We start from the raw sequence: 19,107 nt of genomic DNA on the forward strand, positions 1-19,107 counted from the left end.
CCGGATCAGCGCCGCGACTCGGGGATCGCGTCCCCGCACGGCGCGTCGCTGCGGCCGTAGTGGTGGGTGGTGAACATGTAGAGGACGCCGGCCAGGACGACGATGCCGCCGCAGAGCAGCACGATGTAGTTGTCGTACCAGGGGGCCTCCGGCGTGCGGGCCCAGCAGATGTTGACGATGGCGAAGATGCCGTAGGCCAGCGCTCCGGCGTTCACCAGCAGGCCCCAGCGGCCGAGCCGGTACTCGCCGGAGGGCTTCCAGCCCTTCAGGCGGGCGCGCAGGGCGGCGAGCACCACCATCTGGAACGCACCGTAGATGCCCAGGATCGCGAAGGACACGATCTTGGTGAGCGCGTCCGCCGACACCAGTGACCCGAAGGCGATGATCGTCGGAATGACGGCCGACACCAGCAGCGCCCAGCCCGGCACGGCCCTGGCGTGCGAGAACTTCCGCAGCAGCCGGTGCCCCACGATCATCTGGTCGCGGGCGTACGAGTAGATGAGGCGGCCGGCCGCCGCCTGCAGGCTGATCGTGCAGGAGAGGAAGGAGATGAGGACCACGGCCATCACGAGGCGGGCGCCGAATTCGCCCAGCGCGTCGTACAGCAGGTGGACGACGGGGTCGGTGTCCTTGCCGGAGATCACCGCGCGGTAGTCGGTGACGGAGAGCAGCAGGGACAGGCACGTGAACGTGGCCGCCGCGCCGCCCACGTAGATCGTGCGGCGCATCGCCTTGGGGATCACCCGGCCCGGGTGCGCGACCTCCTCGGCGGTGTCGCCGCACGCCTCGAAGCCGTAGTACTGGTAGAAGCCGATGATCGCGGCCGCGAGGAAGACCGGCAGGTAGCTGCCGTCGCCCTCGGTGCCGTACGTGTCGAAGAGGACGCCGAGGTTGTGCTCGCGGTGGGTGGCCAGCAGGTAGATGCCGACGATCAGCGCGCCGATCAGCTCGGCGCCGAAGCCGATCACGGCAGCCGCCGAGAGGGCCTTCGTGCCGGCGTAGTTGATGAGTACGGCGATGATGATGAGGACCACCGTGCACAGGACGGTGGTGTGGACCGTGGGTTCGAAGCCGATGAGCAGGGCGATGTAGGGGCCCGCGCCGTACGCCACCGAGGTGATCGTGACCAGCAGCGCCCACATGTAGACCCAGCCGGTCATCCACGCCCAGCGCTTGCCCCACAGGTGCCGGGCCCACGGATAGACCCCGCCCGCGATGGGGAACTGCGCCACGACCTCGCCGAAGACCAGCGCGACCAGGAACTGTCCGCAGCCGGCCAGGACGAACGCCCACACCATCGGCGGGCCGCCCTCGCCGAGCGCGGTGGCGAAGAGGGTGTACGTACTGACGACGGGGGAGAGGTACGTGAAACCGAGCGCGAAGTTCGCCCACGGGCCCATGTCCTTGCGGAACTCCGAGCCGGCGACGGAGCCGTCGGCGGTCTCCGCCGGGTGCCCGTCCGACGCCCCGTTCCCGCCGCGGCTGCCGTCGGCGCCGCCCGCCGGTGTGCTCGCCGAGGCCATCACCGGCCGCCTCCGCCCGCGACCCGGATCAGGTCGGCGGCCCGCTCGGCCGCCAGCAGCACCGTCACCATCGGGTTGATCGTCGGCATCGTCGGGAAGAGGGAGGCGTCCACGACCCGGAGGCCGTCCACGCCGCGCACCCGCAGCTGTGGATCGAGTACGGCCGCCGGATCGCCGTCGCCGCCCATCTTGCAGGTGCCCGCCGGGTGGTAGACGGTGTGCGCGGCACGCCGCCCGTACTCCGACAGCTCCGCGTCCGACGTCACGTCCGGACCCGGCGCCACCTCCCGCTTCAGCCAGTCCCGCAGCGGCGCCGTCGCCGCCACCTCGCGCGCCACCTTCAGCCCGTCCACGATCGTCTTCTCGTCATGGCCCTCCGGGTCGGTGAAGTACCGGAAGTCCAGGGCGGGCTTCTCCGCCGGGTCCGCGCTGCGCAGCCACATCCGGCCCACCGACCGGGCGCGCGGCACGTTCGGCGTCATGCACACGCCGTGCTCGACCGGCGGATAGCCCAGCCGCTCCGTGTTGACACTGAACGGCACCTGGTAGAAGTGGAACATCAGGTCGGGCCGTGGTCCGCCGTCCGGGTCGCGGCGGAGGAAGAGCCCGGCATCGGAGTCCATCGCCGAGTTGGGCGGCAGCGGCCCCGCCGTCTCCCAGATGATCACCGACTCCGGGTGGTCCAGCAGGTTCTGGCCCACACCGGGGAGGTCGGCCCGTACCTCGATGCCCAGCTCGCGCAGCTGGTCCGCCGGGCCGATGCCGGACAGCATCAGCAGCCGCGGCGTGTCGATCGCGCCCGCGCACAGCAGCAGCTCGCGCTGCGCCCGCAGCGTCGTCTCCGTGCCGTCGGCGGACCGCACCCGCACGCAGGTCATCCGGCCGTTCCCGGCCGGTACCACCTCGTACGCCCAGGTCTCCAGCTTCAGCGTGAGGTTCGGCCGGTCCAGGACCGGGTGCAGGTACGCCACCGACGCCGACGAGCGCTTGTTGTTCTCCGCCTCGTACGCCAGCGAGAAGAACCCCACCCCGTCGGCGAACGGCCGGGCGTTGAAGTCGTCGACCACCGGCACGCCCAGCGCCGACGCCGCCGCCGTCACGAAGTCCTTCGCGATCGGATTGCGGTCCTGTTCGGCCACCGGGACGATGCGGTTCTGGAGCCGGTCGCGGTACGGCAGGACCGTCGCGGCGTCCCAGCCGGTACAGCCCAGCGCCGCCCACTCGTCCATGTCCTCCGGCAGCGGCAGGAAGCTGATCAGGGTGTTGTGCGAGGAACAGCCGCCGAGGACGCGCGCACGCGAGTGCAGGATGTGCGAGTTGCCGCGCGGCTGCTCCACGGTCGTGTAGCCGTAGTCGTACTCCGAGTCCAGCAGATTGATCCAGTTGCGCAGCCGCAGGATCTTCTCGTCGCCCACGTCACTGGGCCCGCCCTCGACCACGCACACCCGGCAGTCCGGGTCCTCGGTCAGCCGCGCCGCCAGGACACAGCCCGCCGTTCCGCCGCCCACGATGACGTAGTCGAACTCCGTACCGTCTCCCATGCCCCGCTCCTCGGTCCCTCCGGTCACCGCGTCCGCCTCAGCCCTTGAACCAGCCGGAGGGAGCCGGCCGGAGGTTCTGGTAGATGTGCTTGGCCTCCTGGTACTCGCGCAGCCCCGTCGGTCCCAGCTCGCGCCCGACGCCGGAGTGACCGAAGCCGCCCCACTCGGCCTGCGGCACGTACGGATGGAAATCGTTGATCCACACCGTGCCGTGCCGCAGCCGCTGCGCCACCCGCTGCGCCCGGCTCGCGTCACTGGTCCACACCGCGCCCGCCAGCCCGTACTTGGTGTCGTTGGCGAGCCGTACCGCGTCCTCCTCGTCGCGGAACCGCTCGACCGTCACCACCGGGCCGAACACCTCCTCCTGCACGATCCGCATCGACCGGTCGCAGTCGGCGTAGATCGTCGGCAGCACGAAGAAGCCGCGGGAGAGCTCGGGGGCGTCGGGGCGGCGTCCGCCGCACACCAGCCGCGCGCCCTCGGAGCGCGCGACCTCCAGGTAGCCCTCGACCTTCTCGCGGTGCTCGGGGGAGCTGAGCGGACCGCTCTCGGTCTCCTCGTCCATGCCGTTGCCGAGCCGGATGCGCCGCGCCCGGTCGGCCAGGGCCTCGACGAACCGGTCGTGCAGGCCCTCCTGCACGATGAGCCGCGACCCGGCCGAACAGACCTGGCCGGAGTGGAGGAAGGCCCCGTCCAGCGCGTAGTCCACCGCCGCGTCGAAGTCGGCGTCCTCGAAGATCACATTGGGGTTCTTGCCGCCCAGCTCCAGCGCCACGTTCTTCACGTCGGCCGCGGCGCCCGCCATGATCGTACGGCCGGTCGCCAGCCCGCCGGTGAAGGACACCATGTCCACGTCCGGGTGCTGGGTCATCGCCGCACCCACCGTGGCGCCGGGGCCGAGGACGAGGTTGGCCACCCCGGGCGGCGTCCCCGCCTCCTCCAGCAGCCGGAAGAGGGTGACGGTCGTCAGCGGCGTCGTCTCGCTCGGCTTCAGCACGAAGGTGTTGCCCGCCGCGAGCGCCGGAGCCACCTTCCAGGTGGCCTGGAGCAGCGGGTAGTTCCACGGCGCGATCAGCGCGCACACCCCGACCGGCTGGTACACCACCCGGCTCAGCACGTCCGGGCCGACGTCCACCACCCGCCCGCCGTCCTTGTCGGCGATCTCGGCGAAGTAGCGGAAGGCGTTCGCGATGTCCTCGATGTCGAGCCGGGACTCGGCGATGGTCTTGCCGGTGTCCTGGGTCTCGGTGCGGGCGATGTCCTCCAGGTCGCGCAGCAGCAGCTCGTACACGCGGTGCAGCACGTCGGCGCGGAGCCGGGTCGGGGCGCTCGCCCACTCGCCGTCGTCGAACGCCCGCCGGGCCGCCCGCACCGCCCGGTCGACGTCCGTCCCGTCCGCGTCGTCGACGGTCCGCACCACGGAGGCGTCGAACGGATTGACCACGTCACGCCGGCCGCCCGCCGCCGCCCCCGTCCACTCACCGTCGATGTACAGGTCAGCCATCTGCTGATCTCCTCGCTCCCCGGAGTCCCGGGGCGTACGCCTGGGCCTGGACCCGCACCATGGTCCAGAGTCGGACGCGGCGGACGGCGGGGCGCACCGAAGGACCGCCGGCTACGGTGAGGAAAGTGACTCGGTCGGGCTAAGGCGTGCGGCGGTCCGCCGGTGTGGGCCGCGGGCCGGGCGCCAGGTGGCGACCAGCGCGCCGGCCAGCAGCAGCTCGGCGATGTCGCCGCCGTAGTACATGAGCTGCGCGCCGCCCCGCACCTGGTCGACCGGTGCGTGCACGCCGATGAGGAAGCCGCCGTAGAGGAGTTGGGAGAACGTCGCGTGGAGGGCGACCGCCACGCCCAGGAGGACCAGCCGGGCCGGTACCCCCGGCCGTGCCGGAGCGGGGTCGGGCCCCGCGACGACCCAGGCGAACAGGCACCCGGAGAGCAGGAAGTGCGTGTGCACCAGCCAGTGCAGCGCGGGGTGCGCCGCGGTCACGTCGTACAGCGGCGTGCCGTACAGGACGGCGAGCGAGCCGGTGCTCAGCAGCAGCGCGGTGACCGGATGGGCGAGGAACCGGAGCGGGCGGCTGTGCAGCAGGCCGGTCAGCCGCCGGGCACGGGCGGGCGGCAGCGTCCGCAGCAGCAGCGTCACCGGCGCGCCGAGGACCAGTGCGAGCGGCGCGTACATGCCGATCAGCAGGTGCTGGGCCATGTGGCCGCGGAAGTCCCCGTGCGCGAAGGCCCCCAGCGGCGGCAGCAGCGCCCCGGCCGCCAGTGCGCACCCGGTGAGGAAGCTCGCGGTGCGCCAACGGCTCCAGGTCCTGCCGGGGTGCCGCCGGGCGGCCCGCCGTACGAGCAGCAGATAGCCGGCGGCGAGCACGGCCAGCAGGGCGACGGCGAGCACGGTCGGCAGCGGGCCGCCCGGCAGCGGATGCGCGCCCCCGGTGCGGTGCTCGTGCATCAGGTGCTCGTGACCACCCATCAGGCGCCCCGCTCGGGGTCGAAGGCCCGGCCGCCGCGCTGGAGCGCCCAGCCCCCGAGGAGCAGCAGCGCCCCCAGGACCAGGAAGCCGATGTCCCACCAGACCTGGTAGGGCCCGCCGTGCACGTGGTGGATGCCGAGGATCTGGTGGTCCAGCAGCCCTTCGACGAGGTTGAAGATGCCCCAGCCCGCCAGGATCCAGCCCCACAGCACCCGCGACGTCCACACGCGCCGCCGGCCGTGCGTGACGCGGGAGTACAGCAGTGCCAGGCCGATGAGCACCGCGAGCCAGCAGACGGTGTGGAAGATGCCGTCCCACACGGTGTTCATCTCCAGCCCGGACACCGAGTGCGGCGAGTAGTACTTCAGGCCGATCCGGTCGGTGTTGGTGCTGGTCAGCATGTGGTGCCACTGCAGGAGCTGATGCAGCAGGATGCCGTCGACGAATCCGCCGAGGCCCACGCCCAGTACGATCCCCGGCAGCCGGAGGCTCCTCGGCGCAGGCCCTGCCCGTACCTCGCCCGTGGTGGCCATGCGGTCGCTCCTTCCTGGTGGGTGCCGGGCTCCGTGTCCCGGTCCCCGTACCGGTTCCCGGCAGCGGCCCTGTGTCACGCGCCCTTCCGGGCGTCCTCCACCGACCGCAGCACGGACCGCACCCGCTCCTCGACCGGCGCCCGCTCCAGTTCGACCAGCTCGTACCCGTACTCCGTGTACGCCTCGACCATGGCCAGGTACGTCCGCTCGGCCTCCTCGGGGGACTGCTTGCGCTCCGCGTCCGCCGCGTAGATCTCCGGCCAGAAGGGCGCGAGGAACACCCGGTGGTGGTACCGGTACGTCCGCGCGGCGGCGTGCACGTGGGCCGGTACGGGAAGCCCCTGCACACGCAGGTAGCCGACGATGTCGGGCACTCCGCGGTCGAAGAAGACGGGCCCGGCGGACGGTGCCCCGTGCGCCGCGGCGAGCCGGTACGAACGCAGCTCCCAGCCGAGCATCAGCTCGGCGAAGAGCGCCGGGTCGGTCCAGGGCAGGCCACGCCCGCCGATGGCCGTCTGGTCCCGGATCACGCCGCGCCCCGCCTCTTCCGACCGGGCGTACCCGCGTTCCGCCAGCCGGTCGATGAGCGTGCTCTTCCCGGCGCCGGGCCCGCCGGTGACGACGACGAAGCGGCCGGAGTGCGGGGCGCCGGGGACGGGCGCGGATGCCGAAGACATGGGGAAACACCTTTCGTGCCGTTGCGTGTGGGCGGGGGTGGTACGTGGCAGCCTGCTGGCCGGGGGCGGCAGCTGTGGAGACGGGCCAGGAAACGGAGCGAATGCGATGCAGCTCGACCTGTCAGGACGGACGGCGCTGGTCACCGGCTCGACCCAGGGAATCGGCGCGGCGATCGCCGCGGGGCTCGCCCGCGCGGGCGCCCTGGTCGGGGTCAACGGGCGGAACGCCGCCCGGGTCGACGAGGCCGTCGCCCGGCTCGGCCAGGAGGTGCCCGGCGGCCGGTTCGCCGCGGCCGCCGCCGATGTGACGACGGAGGAGGGCACCGCCCGGTTGGCGGACACGCTGCCGGACGTGGACATCCTCGTCAACAATCTCGGCATCTTCGGCGCGAAGGACCCGATGGAGATCAGCGACGCGGAGTGGCGGCGCTACTTCGAGGTGAACGTCCTGGCGGCGGTCCGGCTCACCCGTACGTACCTGCCCGGGATGACCGGGCGCGGCTGGGGCCGTATCCAGTACATCGCCAGCGACTCGGCCGTGGTGATCCCCGCCGAGATGATCCACTACGGCATGTCGAAGACCGCGATCCTCGCGGTGAGCCGCGGCTTCGCGAAACAGGCGGCCGGCACGGGCGTCACGGTCAACTCCGTCATCGCCGGGCCGACGCACACCGGCGGCGTCGAGGACTTCGTGTACGAGCTGGTCGACCGCGACCTCCCGTGGGACGAGGCGCAGCGGGTCTTCATGCGCGAGCACCGTCCGCAGTCGCTGCTCCAGCGGCTGATCGAGCCCGAGGAGATCGCCCACATGGTCGTCTACCTCAGCTCGGACCAGGCGTCGGCGACCACCGGCGGCGCGGTCCGGGTGGACGGCGGGTACGTCGACTCGATCCTGCCCTGAGCCGTCCCGCACGGGCCGTGCGCCGGGGCTCCATACGGACCAGTCCGCCGCGCGTGCCCCCGGTGGGCCGGGTGAGGCTGGGGGTCCGATCATCCGCTTCGGAAGGTGCTGGACCCATGCGAGGGCCTCAGGGAGACGCGAACGACGGCGGCGGGGCGAGCGCCGGGGTGCCCAAGGGACCCGGTGACCTGCCCAAACAGTCGTACAAGGCGGTGTTCAAACGCACCGCGAAGGAATTCAAGAAGGACAACCTCACCGACCTGGCCGCCGCCCTCACCTACTACGGCGTGCTCGCGATCTTCCCGGCCGCGCTGGCGCTGGTGTCGATCCTGGGCCTGATGGGCAGCGGGACGATCCAGCCGATGATCGACAACGTCGGCAAGTTCGCCCCGGGCGCCGCCCGCGACGTCATCACGAGCATGCTCAAGCAGATGCAGGGCAGCGGCGGCAAGGCCGGCATCGCCCTGGTCATCGGCATCGTGATCGCCCTGTGGTCGGCCTCCGGCTACATCGCCGCCTTCATGCGCGCCGCGAACGCCGTGTACGACATCGAGGAGGGCCGGCCGGCCTGGAAGATCCTGCCGACCCGCTTCCTGATCACCGTCGTGACCGTCGTCCTGCTCGCGGTCATCAGCGTGGCCGTGGTGTTCACCGGATCGCTGGCCCAGAAGGCGGGTGACGTCCTGGGGCTCGGCAGCACGGCCGTCACGGTCTGGAACATCGCCAAGTGGCCGGTGATGGTGATTCTGATCAGCTTCATCATCGCGCTGCTGTACTGGGCGGCGCCCAACGTCCGGCGCCGGTTCCGCTGGGTCACCCCCGGCAGCCTGCTGGCCATTCTGCTCTGGCTGGTCGCCTCGGCGCTCTTCGCCCTCTACGTCGCCAACTTCGCCAGCTACAACAAGACCTACGGCAGCCTCGCCGGGATCATCATCTTCCTGGTCTGGCTGTGGATCTCCAACCTCGCCATCCTGCTCGGCCTGGAGTTCAACGCCGAGATGGAGCGGAGCCGCGCCATGGAAGCCGGTCATCCGCGGGACGAGGAGCCGTACGCCGAACCGCGCGACACCCGCAAGATGTGAGGCGGCCGGCGGCTACGCACCCCGCGCGGCACCCACTCCGCCGGGAGACGGTGCCGGGCCCGGCTCCCTGCGGAACCGGGCCCGGCGCCGGTCTGTCCGGCGGCTCTTTCCCTCCCCCTTTCTCCGTTGTCAGTCCCGCTTCTTGGCGGACTGTGCGGCCTGCTCGGAGGCACTTTCCTCCACCGGCTCCCGCCGTTCGGCCGATTCCTGCTGTCCGGAGCGCCGTAACAGGACGGTGGCGCCGCCGACGGCGAGCGCGACCGGCCACTCCAGCGCGCCGGCGATGGCGAGCGCGCCCAGACCGCCGTAGTACCAGAACTCCCTGGCAGGTGGCAGGGGCGGCAGCCATTCGGTGGCCGTCCGCGCGTTGTTCACCACGTCCCCGGGTGTGAAGTACGGGACGTGCAGCGGTGCGCGGACATCGAGGGTGTGCACGCTCAGGCCCTGCTTGCTGCGGTGCACGTGCGTATCCTCGGTGGGCTCTTGCGGTGCCGTCCGTTTCGCAGCGGTTTTCCGCGTGCTTTCAGCTGTACTGGGCATCCCAACTCCTCGTTTGGCCCGAGTACGGTGTGCTGTGCGTACTCCATTCTCGCGCGTCGAGGACGCGACGGGGCATCGGAACGAAGCGGGCGGGCACCGGCTTCGGGGGACCGGGTGCCAGGAGGCGGGTGGCGGACGGTGAAGGTTCCGGGGATCGGCATCGCGCGGACGGTGGTGGGGACCGCGGTGAGCGCGCTCGGCGCGACGGCGCGGCCACGCACGCGGATCAACGGTGAACGGGCACACATCGCGGTACGCGGACTGCGGGAGGCGGAAGAGGCAACGGCAACGGCGGCGACGGCCGCCCTCGAACAGCGGCTCGCCGCGCTGCCCGCCGTCAGGTGGGCCGCGGTCAACGCCGCACTGGGACACGCCGTGGTGGAACTGGTGGCGGAGGGCGCAGCCGACCTCGGCACGGCACAGGCGCTGGCCGAAGCGGCCGAGGCGGTCGAGGAGGAGCACGGGCTGACCGGCCCGCTGCCCGAGCATCCGGCGGCGCCCGGCGACATCCAGCGCGCCGCCCTCTCCCTCGCCCTCCAGGCGGCCGCGGTACCGGTCGCGACCGCCGTCCGGCTCTCGCAGCGCACCCCGCTGCCGGTCGGCCTCTCCGCGCTGGTCACCGTCATCGACACCCAGCCGGCGCTGCGCCGCAAGGTGACGGCCGTGGTCGGCTCCCGCAACGTCGACGTGGTGCTCGCCGGGCTGAGCGCGCTCGCCCAGGCCGGCTCCGGAGGCTTCACCGGACTGGGCGTGGACGCCGTACGGCACACCCTGCGGCTGGCCGAGACGGTCGCCCACCGCGAGGCGTGGCAGGCGGCGGAGCCCCGCGTCACCGGGACCGAGCAGCACGCCCGCGCCGCAGCGGTGCCCACCGCGCCGCGCGAGGTGGCGCTGCGGGAGGGGCCGGTCGAGCGGTACGCGCGCCGGGCCGGCTGGGTGGCCGGCACGGTCTTCACCGGCACGTTCGCGGTGACCCGCAAGGCCACGCCCGCGGCGAGCGCGGCCGTGGCCGCCCTGCCCAAGCCGCCCTGGACGGCCCGGGAGGCCTTCGCAAGCACCCTCGGCCGGGGCCTGTCCCAGCGCGGCAGCCTCGTGGCCGACCCCGGGGCGCTGCGCCGCCTGGACCGGGTGCACACCGTCGTCCTGGACACCGAGGCCCTGCTGACGGGCGGCCACCTCCTCGCCGACCTCGTACCGCTGGACGAGGAGCGCTCCACCGGCGACCTCGCGGCGACCGCGTACCGGCTCTTCGACGGCCGCCGGCCCACGGCGGCGCACGAGGAGGACGACTGGACGCTGGCGCCGCACCTGCCGAAGGACCGCGAGGAGAAGGACGGGCCGGACGTGGCGGCCGTGGCGGACGCGGCGCAACGGCTGCGCCGCGGCGGCGCCGAGCACATCCTGGCGCTCGCCCACCAGGGCCGGCTCTGCGCGCTGGTCGCCGTGGTGCCCGAACTGCACGAGGCCGCCGAGGGCCTGGTCACGGCGGCCCGCCGGCACGGCCTGACCCTCATGACCGCGGGCCCGCACACCTCCCACGTCGCGCTCTCCGACGCGCACGGCACGGTGCCCGGCGGCGACCGGCTGGCCGCCTCCGTCCGGGACCTGCAGCGCGACGGTACGGGCGTCCTGCTGGCCTCCGGGGACCGGTCCGCACTCACCGCCGCCGACGTGGGCGTCGGCGTCACCGGCCGGGACGGGGTGCTCCCGTGGGGCGCCGACGTGTACGTGGGGGACGACCTCACGCAGGTCGGTGTGGTGCTGGCGGCGTGCGGCGCCGCACGTCCGGTCTCGCAGCGCGGCGTCCGGCTGGCCCAGGCGGCGGCCGTGGTCGGCATGGTGACGACGCTCGCCGGACGCCGGAAGCGGGGGATGACCGCGCGCAGCCTGCTCGCCGTCAACGTGGCCGCGACGCTCGGCATGGCACAGGGCGTGTGGTCGGCGGCGCAGGCCCTGCGCGTCAACGGCCCCCGGATACCGGCGCGCCGCCCCTGGCACGCCATGACCCCGGACACCGTGCTGGGCATGACCGGTGGCACCGAGGACGGCCTGACCAGCCGTCAGGTCCGCAGCCGCACCAGGACGACGGACGAACATGTCCAGCAGCCCTCGCTGCTCCGGGCGGTCGCCACCGAGACCGCCAATCCGCTCACGCCGGTACTGCTCGGCGGCGCCGCCCTGTCGGCCGGGGTCGGGGCACTGCTGGACGCGTACATCATCGTCGGCGTCACCCTGCTGTCCGGCTGCATCGGCGGCGTCCAGCGGCACCTGGCCGACCGGGCCGTCGCCGACCTGCACCGGCGCTCCGCCGTGATGGCCACCGCACTGCGGGACGGTGAGGAACGCCAGCTGCCCTCCGAGGAACTGGTGGCCGGTGACGTGGTCGCGCTGACCGCCGGCGACGTCGTACCCGCCGACTGCCGGCTCCTCACCGCCCGCGGCATGGAGGCGGACGAGTCGGCGCTGACCGGCGAGTCGCTGCCGGTGGCCAAGGACGTCGCCCCCGTCCTCGCCGCTGACCTGGCCGACCGTACGTCCATGGCGTACGAGGGGACCACCGTGGCGGCGGGGCGGGCGCGTGCCGTGGTCGTCGCCACCGGCGCGGCCACCGAGGCGGGCCGCGGCGCGCAGGCCGGGCGGGGCGCCGCCGCGCCGGTCGGCGTGGAGCGCCGCCTCGCGCAGATCACCCGCACCACCATGCCGGTGGCGCTCGGCGCGGCCGGCACCCTGATGGCCGTCGGCCTGATGCGCGGCCGCCCGGCACGCGAGACCGTCGGTGCCGGTGTCGGCCTCGCGGTGGCCAGCGTGCCCGAGGGGCTGCCCTTCCTGGTCTCGGCCGCCCAACTGGCCGCAGCGCGGCGGCTGTCGGCCCAAGGCGTCCTCGTCCGCGACCCCCGCACCATCGAGGCGGTCGGCCGTACGGACGTGCTGTGCTTCGACAAGACCGGCACCCTGACCCACGGGCAGATCTCGCTCACCGCCGTCTCGGCGGCAGGGCGCAGCCTCGCCGTGGAACGCCTCGGCACCGAGCAGCAGGACGTCCTGGCGGCCGGGCTGCGCGCCACGCCCCGGCGGCGCCGTAAGCAGCCGCTGGCCCATGTCACCGACAACGCGGTGGTCGCCGGCGCCGAGGAGGCCGGCGTGCACCGCACCCGCTCGGCGCCCGGCTGGAAGCGCTCCGCGCAGTTGCAGTTCGAGCCGAGCCGCGGTTACCACGCGGCGGTCGGCCGGAGCGGCAAGGAGTGGGTGCTGTCGGTGAAGGGCGCGCCCGAGGAGGTGATCCAGCGGTGCACGAGCCAGGCGGGGCGCAAACTGGACCCCGCCGACCGCGAGGAACTCCTCGCCGAGGGCGAGAAGCTGGCCGCCGAGGGACACCGCGTCCTCGCGGTCGCCGAGCGCCGCCTGCGCAAGGACCCCACGGAGGAAGGGAAGCTCACCGACGAGACCGTCGGCAAGCTCGGCTTCCTGGGCTTCCTCGCCTTCTCCGACCAGGTGCGCGGCACCGCCGCCGACTCCGTGCGCGAACTCGCGGACGCCGGGGTGCACATCGTCATGATCACCGGTGACCACCCGCAGACCGCCGAGTCCATCGCCAAGGAACTCGGCCTCATCAACGGCCACCGTGTGGTCACCGGCGCCGAACTGGACGGACTGGACGACGCGGCGCTGGACAAGGTGCTGCCGGACGTGGGCGTCGTCGCCCGCAGCACACCGGTGCACAAGGTACGCGTCGTCCAGGCCTTCCAGCGCCTGGGCCGTACGGTCGCCATGACCGGGGACGGCGCCAACGACGCGCCCGCCATCCGGATCGCCGACGTCGGCATCGCGCTCGGCGGCCGGGGCACCCCGGCGGCGCGGGCCGCGGCCGACCTGGTGGTCACCGACGACCGGCTGGAGACCATCCTCGCCGTGCTGATCGAGGGCCGCGCCATGTGGGCCTCGGTACGGCAGTCGCTCGCCATGCTCGTCGGCGGCAACCTCGGCGAGATCGCCTTCACCGTCCTCGGCGCCACCGTCTCCGGCACCTCGCCACTGACGGCGCGTCAACTCCTGCTGGTCAACCTCTTCACCGACCTGCTCCCGGCCATCGCCCTGGCCGTCCGGGCGCCGCACCCCGATGCCGCCGTGCGGCTCCTGCGCGAGGGGCCGGAGGCGTCGCTGGGCGCGGCGCTGACCGACGAGACGGCGCAGCGGGCGCTCGCCACGGCGACCGGCGCCGCCGCCGGCTGGCTCGCGGCGCGTCTCACCGGCCGCCAGGCCCGGGCCCGTACGGTCGCGCTCACGGCGCTGGTCGCCACCCAGCTCGGCCAGACCCTGATGATCGGCGGCCGGGACCGGTCGGTCGTGGCGTCCGCCGTCGGCTCGATGGCCGCGCTCGCGGCCGTCGTGCAGACCCCGGGCCTCAGCCACTTCTTCGGCTGCACCCCGCTCGGGCCGGTCGCCTGGACGATCGCACTGTCCGCCGCCGGCGCGGCGACGGCGGGCTCGTCGCTCCTGCCGCCGCTGATCACCCGCATGGAGGCACTGGCGAGCCGGCGGAAGGAGGAAACCGCCCCGGCGACGGTCACGGCGTGAGCCCCACCGTGGCGGCCGGTCTCACGGCTCGGTGAGTTCGGTCGCCACCTCGATCACCGCGGGCCGGCGGCTGCCGAGCGCGTCCTTCAGGGCGCGTACGAAGGCGTCGCCGGTCCGCACCGCGGTCGCGGCGACGCCGTAACCCCCGGCGAGCTGGACGAAGTCGATGCCGGGCACGTCCATGCCCGGTGTCTCGCCGGAGTCCAGCACCTTGGAGAACCAGCGCAGCGCTCCGTACGTCCCGTTGTTGAGGATCACGATGATCACCGGGATGCCGTACCGGGCCGCGGTCCACAGCGCCGTGATGCCGTAGTTCGCGGAGCCGTCCCCGATCAGCCCGATCACCTGCCGCTCGGCGTGCGCCAGTTGGGCGCCGACGGCGGCCGGCAGCCCGAAGCCCAGGCCGCCGGAGGCCGGGAAGAAGTAACTGCCCGGCCGGGACAGGTCCATCTGGGCCCAGAAGGCCCCGGTGGTGGAGGTGGACTCCGTCACGTACACCGCGTCCTCGGGAGCGGTCCGGCGCAACAGCGCGAACAGCTCCTCCGGGTGCAGCCGGTCCCCGGAGACGGCCGTGGGCGCGGGCCGGAAGTCCGGCAGCGGCGGCAGCGCCGGGCGCCGCCCGCCGGTCACCGCGCCGGCCAGCCGCGCCAGCGCGTCCCGCACCCCGCCCACCAGAGCCTCGCCCATCGGCGCCCGCGCGGCCTCGCCCGGGTCGCCGGTCAGCTGGATCAGCCGGGCGCCCGCGGGCAGGTAGGCACCGGGCACGAACTGGTGGTACCGGAACACCGGCGCCCCGGCCACCAGGATCACGTCGTGCCCCGCCAGCGCGTCGCTGACGCCCCGCACGGCCGCGGGCAGCACGCCCCGGAAGGCGGGATGCCGGGTGGGGAACGGGCAGCGGGACGCCGAGGGCGCGATCCAGACCGGGGCGCTCAGCTGCTCCGCCAGCCGTACGGCGTCGGCGTTGGCCTCCTCCGCGTCGACCTCGGGGCCCAGCACCAGCACCGGGTCCGCAGCGCCGTCCAGGGCCGCCACAAGTCCGTCGAACTGCGCGCCGCTCAGCGCCCCGGCCGCGGCTGTCCGACGCCCCGTCAGGTGGGCGACTCCTTCAGGAGCTTCCTGTGCCCAGTCGTCGTACGGCACCGACACGTACACCGGGCCCTTGGCCGGCAGGTTCGCCAGATGGATCGCCTGGCTCAGGGCACGCGGCACGTCCGCCGCGCAGGACGGCTCGCACGCCCACTTCACCAGCGGCTTCGGCAGCGCCGCCGCGTCCACGCTGGCCAGCATGACTTCCTGGCCGATCGTCGAGCGGACCTGCTGGCCCGCGGTGATCACCAACGGGCTGTGCGCGTACACGGAGTTGGTGAGCATGCCCATCGCGTTGCCGGTACCGGCCGCCGCGTGCAGGTTCACGAACGCCGCCGCGCCGCTGGCCTGCGCGTACCCGTCGGCCATCGCCAGCACCGCTCCCTCGTGCAGTCCGAGGACGTACCGGAAGTCCGCCGGCATGCCGGCGAGGAACGGCAGCTCGTTCGACCCCGGATTGCCGAAGACCGTCGTCAGTCCGTGCGCCCTCAGCAGCGCGTACGTCGCTTCGCTCACCGTGGCCATCGGTTCTCCGTTCCTGCGGGGGTGACCCGCCGCACGGTAGGGAGGCCGTACCCCATAGGTCCAATGACTGCTGTCGATGCCCGCATAGACGGCATCTATGCGGGGCCGCTGCCGTGCCCTAGGGTCTGCGCCGTGACGGACCTGGACCTCAACCTCGTGAAGACCTTCGTGCTGCTCTACGAGACCCGGAGCGTCACCCGGACCGCGCAGGCCCTCTTCCTCACCCAGCCCTCGGCCAGCCACGCCCTGCGGCGGCTGCGCCGGCACTTCGGTGACGAGCTGTTCGTCCGGTCCGCCGACGGACTGCGCCCGACGGAGACCGCGGAGCGGATGTACCCACGGCTGCGCCAGGCGCTGGAGGTGATCACGGAGACCGTGTCCGGCACGGCCGCCTTCGACCCGCTGACCTCCCGGCGCACCTTCCGGCTCTGCGCCACCGACCTCGGCGAACTGATCCTGCTCCCGGCCGTGCTCGCGGAGCTGGAGACCCGCGCGCCGCACTGCCGGATGGAGGTCGCCCCGCTGGACTTTGCAGCCGCCGCCCAGGAGCTGCGCCAGGGCCGGGCCGACGCGGTGATCTGCACACCCCGCATCGACGCGGCCGACCTCCGCCGCGACCCGCTGTTCCAGGAGCGCTACGTCGGGCTGTGCGCGGAGGACCACCCGCGCATCGGCGACCGGCCGGAGTTGGGGGAGTACCTGGCCGAGCGGCACATCGCCGTCGCGGCCGCGGCCGGCCATGCCGACGCCGACCAGGTGCTGGCCCGGCTCGGCCACCCGCGCGACATCGTGGCCCACGTACCGCACTTCGCCGTGCTGCCCGAACTGGTCGCGCGTACCGGGTACCTGGCGGTCGTGCCGAGCCGCGCCGTACGCTCCTTCACCCGTGCGGCGCCGGTGCGTACCTTCACCCTGCCCTTCGGCATCCCCACCGCCGAGGTCGCGCTCTACACGTACCGCAGGACGCTTCCCGCGCCCGCGGTGGAGTGGCTGCGCGCCACGGTCGCCGGTCTGCTCACGGCCGGCCATTGACAGCCGCCGGGCGGGCCCTGACACTCATGCCACTCACCTGGTGAATGAGATTTCACCTGGCGAACGGCGTGCCGGTGTGCACGCCCTGCACGAGCCGTACGGAACGACCGCGTTGCTGCGGACGCCAGAGCCGCACAGACTCCAGGGACACCCATGACTTCCTCCGGCATGTCCGGGCCAGGCCGCCCGTCCTCCGACCGCCCGCCGCACACCTTCCGCACGGTCTTCCCGGTCCTGGCGCTCTGCTGGCTGGCGGTCTTCTTCGACGGGATGGACGTCAACATCTACGGCGCCGTCATGCCGCACATGCTGGACGACCCCGGTCTCGGCCTCACCCCGGCGAGCGCCGGCTCGATCGGCAGCTGGACGGCCTTCGGCATGTTCTTCGGCGCGCTCGCCGCCGGCAACGTCACCGACTGGCTCGGCCGCCGCCCCACGCTCGTCGCCAGCGTCGTGCTCTTCTCCCTCGGCTCCGCGGTCTGCGCCGTCGCCGCGGGCCCGGCCGTCTTCGGCGCCGGCCGGTTCGTCGCGGGCATCGGCCTCGGCGGCCTCACGCCGCTCGCCCTCGCCATGGTCCTGGAGTTCGCGCCGCCGGGCCGCGCGGCCCTCACCACCGGCCTGCTGATGTCCTCGTACCACGCGGGCGGCATGGCGGCGACCGGCATCGGCCTCGGGCTCGCCCCCGCGGCGGGCTGGCGGGCCGTCTTCTGGGCCGGGGTGCTGCCCGCCGTCATCGCCGTGCCCCTGCTCCTGAAGTACCTCCCCGAGTCGCCCGGCGTGCTCCTCGCCCGCGGCGACCGCGCACGCGCCGACGCCGTCGCCGACCGCTACCGCCTGCCGCGGCCCACCGCCGTCCAGGCCCCGGCCGCCGGCGCCAAGGGGCGGCTGGCCGCCGTCCGTGCCCTCTTCCGCCCGGAATCCCGCTGGGCCACCCTCCTGCTGTGGCTGGCCTCCTTCTGCGGCCTGGTCCTGGTGTACGGCGTGTCCACCTGGCTGCCCCAGATGATGCGCGACTCCGGCTACGGCCTCAGCTCCTCCGTCACCTTCCTGATGGTGATCAACGGCGGCGGCATCGTCGGCATGTTCGTCGCGGGCCGCGCCGCCGACCGCTTCGGCGCCGTACGGATCTCCGCGCTCTGGTTCGCCCTCACCGCGGCCGGCGCGCTGCTCCTGAAGTCGCACCTGCCGCTCGGCGTCACGTACGCCGTCGTCGCCCTCACCGGTGTCTGGCTCTTCAGCGCGCAGGTCATGGTCTACGCCGTCACCGACACCGTCTACCGCGACAGCGAACGCGCCGCAGGGCTCGGCATGGTCACCGGTGTCGGCCGGACGGGCGCCGCCTTCGGCCCCTGGCTCATCGGCATCCTCGCCACCACCGGCAGCCAGACCTGGGGCTTCACCGCCTTCGCCGCGGCCGGCCTCCTCGGCGCCGCGGCCATCGCGCTGGTCCCGCTCGCGCGAGGGGTGCGGGGCGGCGACCGCCCCGCACCCCTCGACAGCTCCCCCGGGGTACGGGCCTGACGGTGACGGACCCCCGAGCCCGTGCCGCCGCATGGAACGATGAGCCCATGTGGTTGCGACCGAGGTTCGGGGAGAAGTTACGGGCCGAGCTGGGGCTGCCCCGGCGCGCTCGCAGACTGGACAGCAGCCCGCGCTCGCGTGTGTGGCGTGTCGAGCTGCCGGAGACGACGGCGGTGGTGAAACAGATCGTCGACGGCCCCGATGCCGACGAGCGATATGCCCGCGAGGTGGCCGCCCTGCGGATCGCCGCCCGCGCCGAAACGCCCGTCGTACCGGCCCTGCTCGCCACCGATCCCGGCGAGCGGGTGCTGGTGCTGGAGCATCTGGATCACCGGCGCCCGGCCGGCGACTGGATCGTCGACTATGCAGCCGCACTGGCGCGGCTGCATGCCACGGCCCGCCCGGAGGACGCCGGCGTACTGCCCCGGTGGCAGGGCCCGAACCAGGCCGACATCGCCTCTTTCCTCGGGCTGGCCGCGGCACTCCAGGTTCCCGTCAAGCCCGGTGTCACCGACGAACTCCATGCCCTCGTGAACCGGCTCGCCCAGGTACCCGGCCGTGCCGCCCTCCTCCACGGTGACCCCTGTCCCGGAAACGACCTCCACACCACCACGGGAGTCGGATTCATCGACTTGGAGCAGGCTTCACTGGGCAGCGGTGTGACGGAGCTGGCCTACCTGCGCATCGGCTTCCCGACCTGCTGGTGTGTCACTTCGGCACCGGCCCCGCTGCTGGAACGGGCGGAGCACGCGTACCGCACGGCATGGCGCACCGCGACCGGTGCCGAGGCGCAGGGCAGCCTCACCGACGCGTGCGCCGGCTGGCTGCTCCGCGGTGACGCGCTGGTCGAGCGGGCACGCCGCGAGAGCACGGACCACCTGGCACGCATTCCGGACCGGGACTGGAAATGGGGCACGGCGACGGCCCGGCAACGACTCGTCCACCGGCTCGGCGTCGTCAGCCGGATGACCGCCGACCACACCTCCCTCAGCGGCCTGGGCCGCCTCAGCACCGGCATGCGCCGACGCATGCTCGCTCGCTGGCCCGCACTCCAGCCGGTCCCGACAGCGCGGCCCTAGGTGTCGGCTGCCG

Annotated in this window: 14 protein-coding genes; 6 read left to right on the top strand and 8 right to left on the bottom strand. The window is 73.4% G+C overall.

The genetic code is table 11. The features are described from left to right. Positions 1-5: 5 nt before the first annotated feature. From AAC944_RS34860 to AAC944_RS34885, 6 genes are all read right to left on the bottom strand, one after another. The gene (locus AAC944_RS34860; protein WP_037772042.1) at positions 6-1,523 is read right to left on the bottom strand and encodes an APC family permease; all 1,518 of its coding nucleotides are present in this window, start codon (positions 1,521-1,523) and stop codon (positions 6-8) included. Beyond that, positions 1,523-3,064, bottom strand: coding sequence for a GMC family oxidoreductase (locus AAC944_RS34865; protein WP_030613620.1), 1,542 nt, complete (start codon positions 3,062-3,064; stop codon positions 1,523-1,525). Before AAC944_RS34865 ends, AAC944_RS34860 begins: the two co-directional genes overlap by 1 nt. A 37-nt stretch (positions 3,065-3,101) precedes the next feature. After that, positions 3,102-4,568, bottom strand: a complete 1,467-nt coding sequence (locus AAC944_RS34870) for an aldehyde dehydrogenase family protein (protein WP_030613622.1) — start codon at positions 4,566-4,568, stop codon at positions 3,102-3,104. A 111-nt stretch (positions 4,569-4,679) separates the two neighbouring features. Beyond that, positions 4,680-5,540 carry a cytochrome c oxidase assembly protein gene (locus AAC944_RS34875; protein WP_037772044.1) on the bottom strand — a complete coding sequence of 287 codons (861 nt, stop codon included), beginning with the start codon at positions 5,538-5,540 and terminating at the stop codon, positions 4,680-4,682. Further along, on the bottom strand, positions 5,540-6,073 hold the full coding sequence (locus tag AAC944_RS34880; protein ID WP_030613629.1) for a DUF2243 domain-containing protein: 534 nt from the start codon (positions 6,071-6,073) through the stop codon (positions 5,540-5,542). Before AAC944_RS34880 ends, AAC944_RS34875 begins: the two co-directional genes overlap by 1 nt. 74 nt (positions 6,074-6,147) lie before the next feature. Beyond that, positions 6,148-6,750: an AAA family ATPase gene (locus tag AAC944_RS34885; RefSeq protein WP_030613632.1), complete on the bottom strand. Its 603-nt coding sequence runs from the start codon at positions 6,748-6,750 to the stop codon at positions 6,148-6,150. Between the two features lie 106 nt (positions 6,751-6,856). On the opposite strand from AAC944_RS34885, the gene AAC944_RS34890 reads away from it, so the two are divergent. Next, positions 6,857-7,651 carry an SDR family NAD(P)-dependent oxidoreductase gene (locus AAC944_RS34890; RefSeq protein WP_030613635.1) on the top strand — a complete coding sequence of 265 codons (795 nt, stop codon included), beginning with the start codon at positions 6,857-6,859 and terminating at the stop codon, positions 7,649-7,651. Between the two features lie 116 nt (positions 7,652-7,767). Beyond that, a complete protein-coding gene (locus AAC944_RS34895; protein ID WP_078888521.1) occupies positions 7,768-8,733 on the top strand; it encodes a YihY/virulence factor BrkB family protein in 966 nt (321 codons plus the stop codon). A 129-nt stretch (positions 8,734-8,862) separates the two neighbouring features. On the opposite strand, the gene AAC944_RS34900 is transcribed toward AAC944_RS34895, so the two are convergent. Continuing rightward, the gene (locus AAC944_RS34900; protein WP_030613640.1) at positions 8,863-9,195 is read right to left on the bottom strand and encodes a hypothetical protein; all 333 of its coding nucleotides are present in this window, start codon (positions 9,193-9,195) and stop codon (positions 8,863-8,865) included. Between the two features lie 216 nt (positions 9,196-9,411). Here AAC944_RS34900 and AAC944_RS34905 point away from each other — a divergent pair, with 216 nt between their 5' ends. Beyond that, a complete protein-coding gene (locus AAC944_RS34905; RefSeq protein WP_051871691.1) occupies positions 9,412-13,848 on the top strand; it encodes an HAD-IC family P-type ATPase in 4,437 nt (1,478 codons plus the stop codon). Between the two features lie 21 nt (positions 13,849-13,869). Here AAC944_RS34905 and mdlC read toward each other — a convergent pair whose 3' ends face one another. Then, positions 13,870-15,462: a benzoylformate decarboxylase gene (gene mdlC, locus AAC944_RS34910; protein WP_030613645.1), complete on the bottom strand. Its 1,593-nt coding sequence runs from the start codon at positions 15,460-15,462 to the stop codon at positions 13,870-13,872. 132 nt (positions 15,463-15,594) lie between these two features. Between mdlC and AAC944_RS34915 the strand changes: the two genes are divergently transcribed. From AAC944_RS34915 to AAC944_RS34925, 3 genes are all read left to right on the top strand, one after another. Continuing rightward, entirely contained in the window at positions 15,595-16,494 is a 900-nt protein-coding gene (locus tag AAC944_RS34915; RefSeq protein ID WP_030613649.1) for a LysR family transcriptional regulator, read from the top strand. A 153-nt stretch (positions 16,495-16,647) separates the two neighbouring features. Next, complete coding sequence (locus AAC944_RS34920) at positions 16,648-18,015, top strand: MFS transporter (RefSeq protein ID WP_030613652.1); 1,368 nt, start codon at positions 16,648-16,650, stop codon at positions 18,013-18,015. Between the two features lie 47 nt (positions 18,016-18,062). Then, on the top strand, positions 18,063-19,094 hold the full coding sequence (locus AAC944_RS34925) for an aminoglycoside phosphotransferase family protein (protein ID WP_030613655.1): 1,032 nt from the start codon (positions 18,063-18,065) through the stop codon (positions 19,092-19,094). Positions 19,095-19,107 lie beyond the last annotated feature (13 nt).

It is taken from the genome of Streptomyces sclerotialus (assembly GCF_040907265.1).
GTDB lineage: Bacteria > Actinomycetota > Actinomycetes > Streptomycetales > Streptomycetaceae > Streptomyces > Streptomyces sclerotialus.

Coding starts and splice junctions, on each gene's coding strand:
- AAC944_RS34860 (WP_037772042.1), bottom strand. CDS start 1,523: ATGGCCTCGGCGAGCACACCGGCGGGCGGCGCCGACGGCAGCCGCGGC.
- AAC944_RS34865 (WP_030613620.1), bottom strand. CDS start 3,064: ATGGGAGACGGTACGGAGTTCGACTACGTCATCGTGGGCGGCGGAACG.
- AAC944_RS34870 (WP_030613622.1), bottom strand. CDS start 4,568: ATGGCTGACCTGTACATCGACGGTGAGTGGACGGGGGCGGCGGCGGGC.
- AAC944_RS34875 (WP_037772044.1), bottom strand. CDS start 5,540: ATGGGTGGTCACGAGCACCTGATGCACGAGCACCGCACCGGGGGCGCG.
- AAC944_RS34880 (WP_030613629.1), bottom strand. CDS start 6,073: ATGGCCACCACGGGCGAGGTACGGGCAGGGCCTGCGCCGAGGAGCCTC.
- AAC944_RS34885 (WP_030613632.1), bottom strand. CDS start 6,750: ATGTCTTCGGCATCCGCGCCCGTCCCCGGCGCCCCGCACTCCGGCCGC.
- AAC944_RS34890 (WP_030613635.1), top strand. CDS start 6,857: ATGCAGCTCGACCTGTCAGGACGGACGGCGCTGGTCACCGGCTCGACC.
- AAC944_RS34895 (WP_078888521.1), top strand. CDS start 7,768: ATGCGAGGGCCTCAGGGAGACGCGAACGACGGCGGCGGGGCGAGCGCC.
- mdlC (WP_030613645.1), bottom strand. CDS start 15,462: ATGGCCACGGTGAGCGAAGCGACGTACGCGCTGCTGAGGGCGCACGGA.
- AAC944_RS34920 (WP_030613652.1), top strand. CDS start 16,648: ATGACTTCCTCCGGCATGTCCGGGCCAGGCCGCCCGTCCTCCGACCGC.
- AAC944_RS34925 (WP_030613655.1), top strand. CDS start 18,063: ATGTGGTTGCGACCGAGGTTCGGGGAGAAGTTACGGGCCGAGCTGGGG.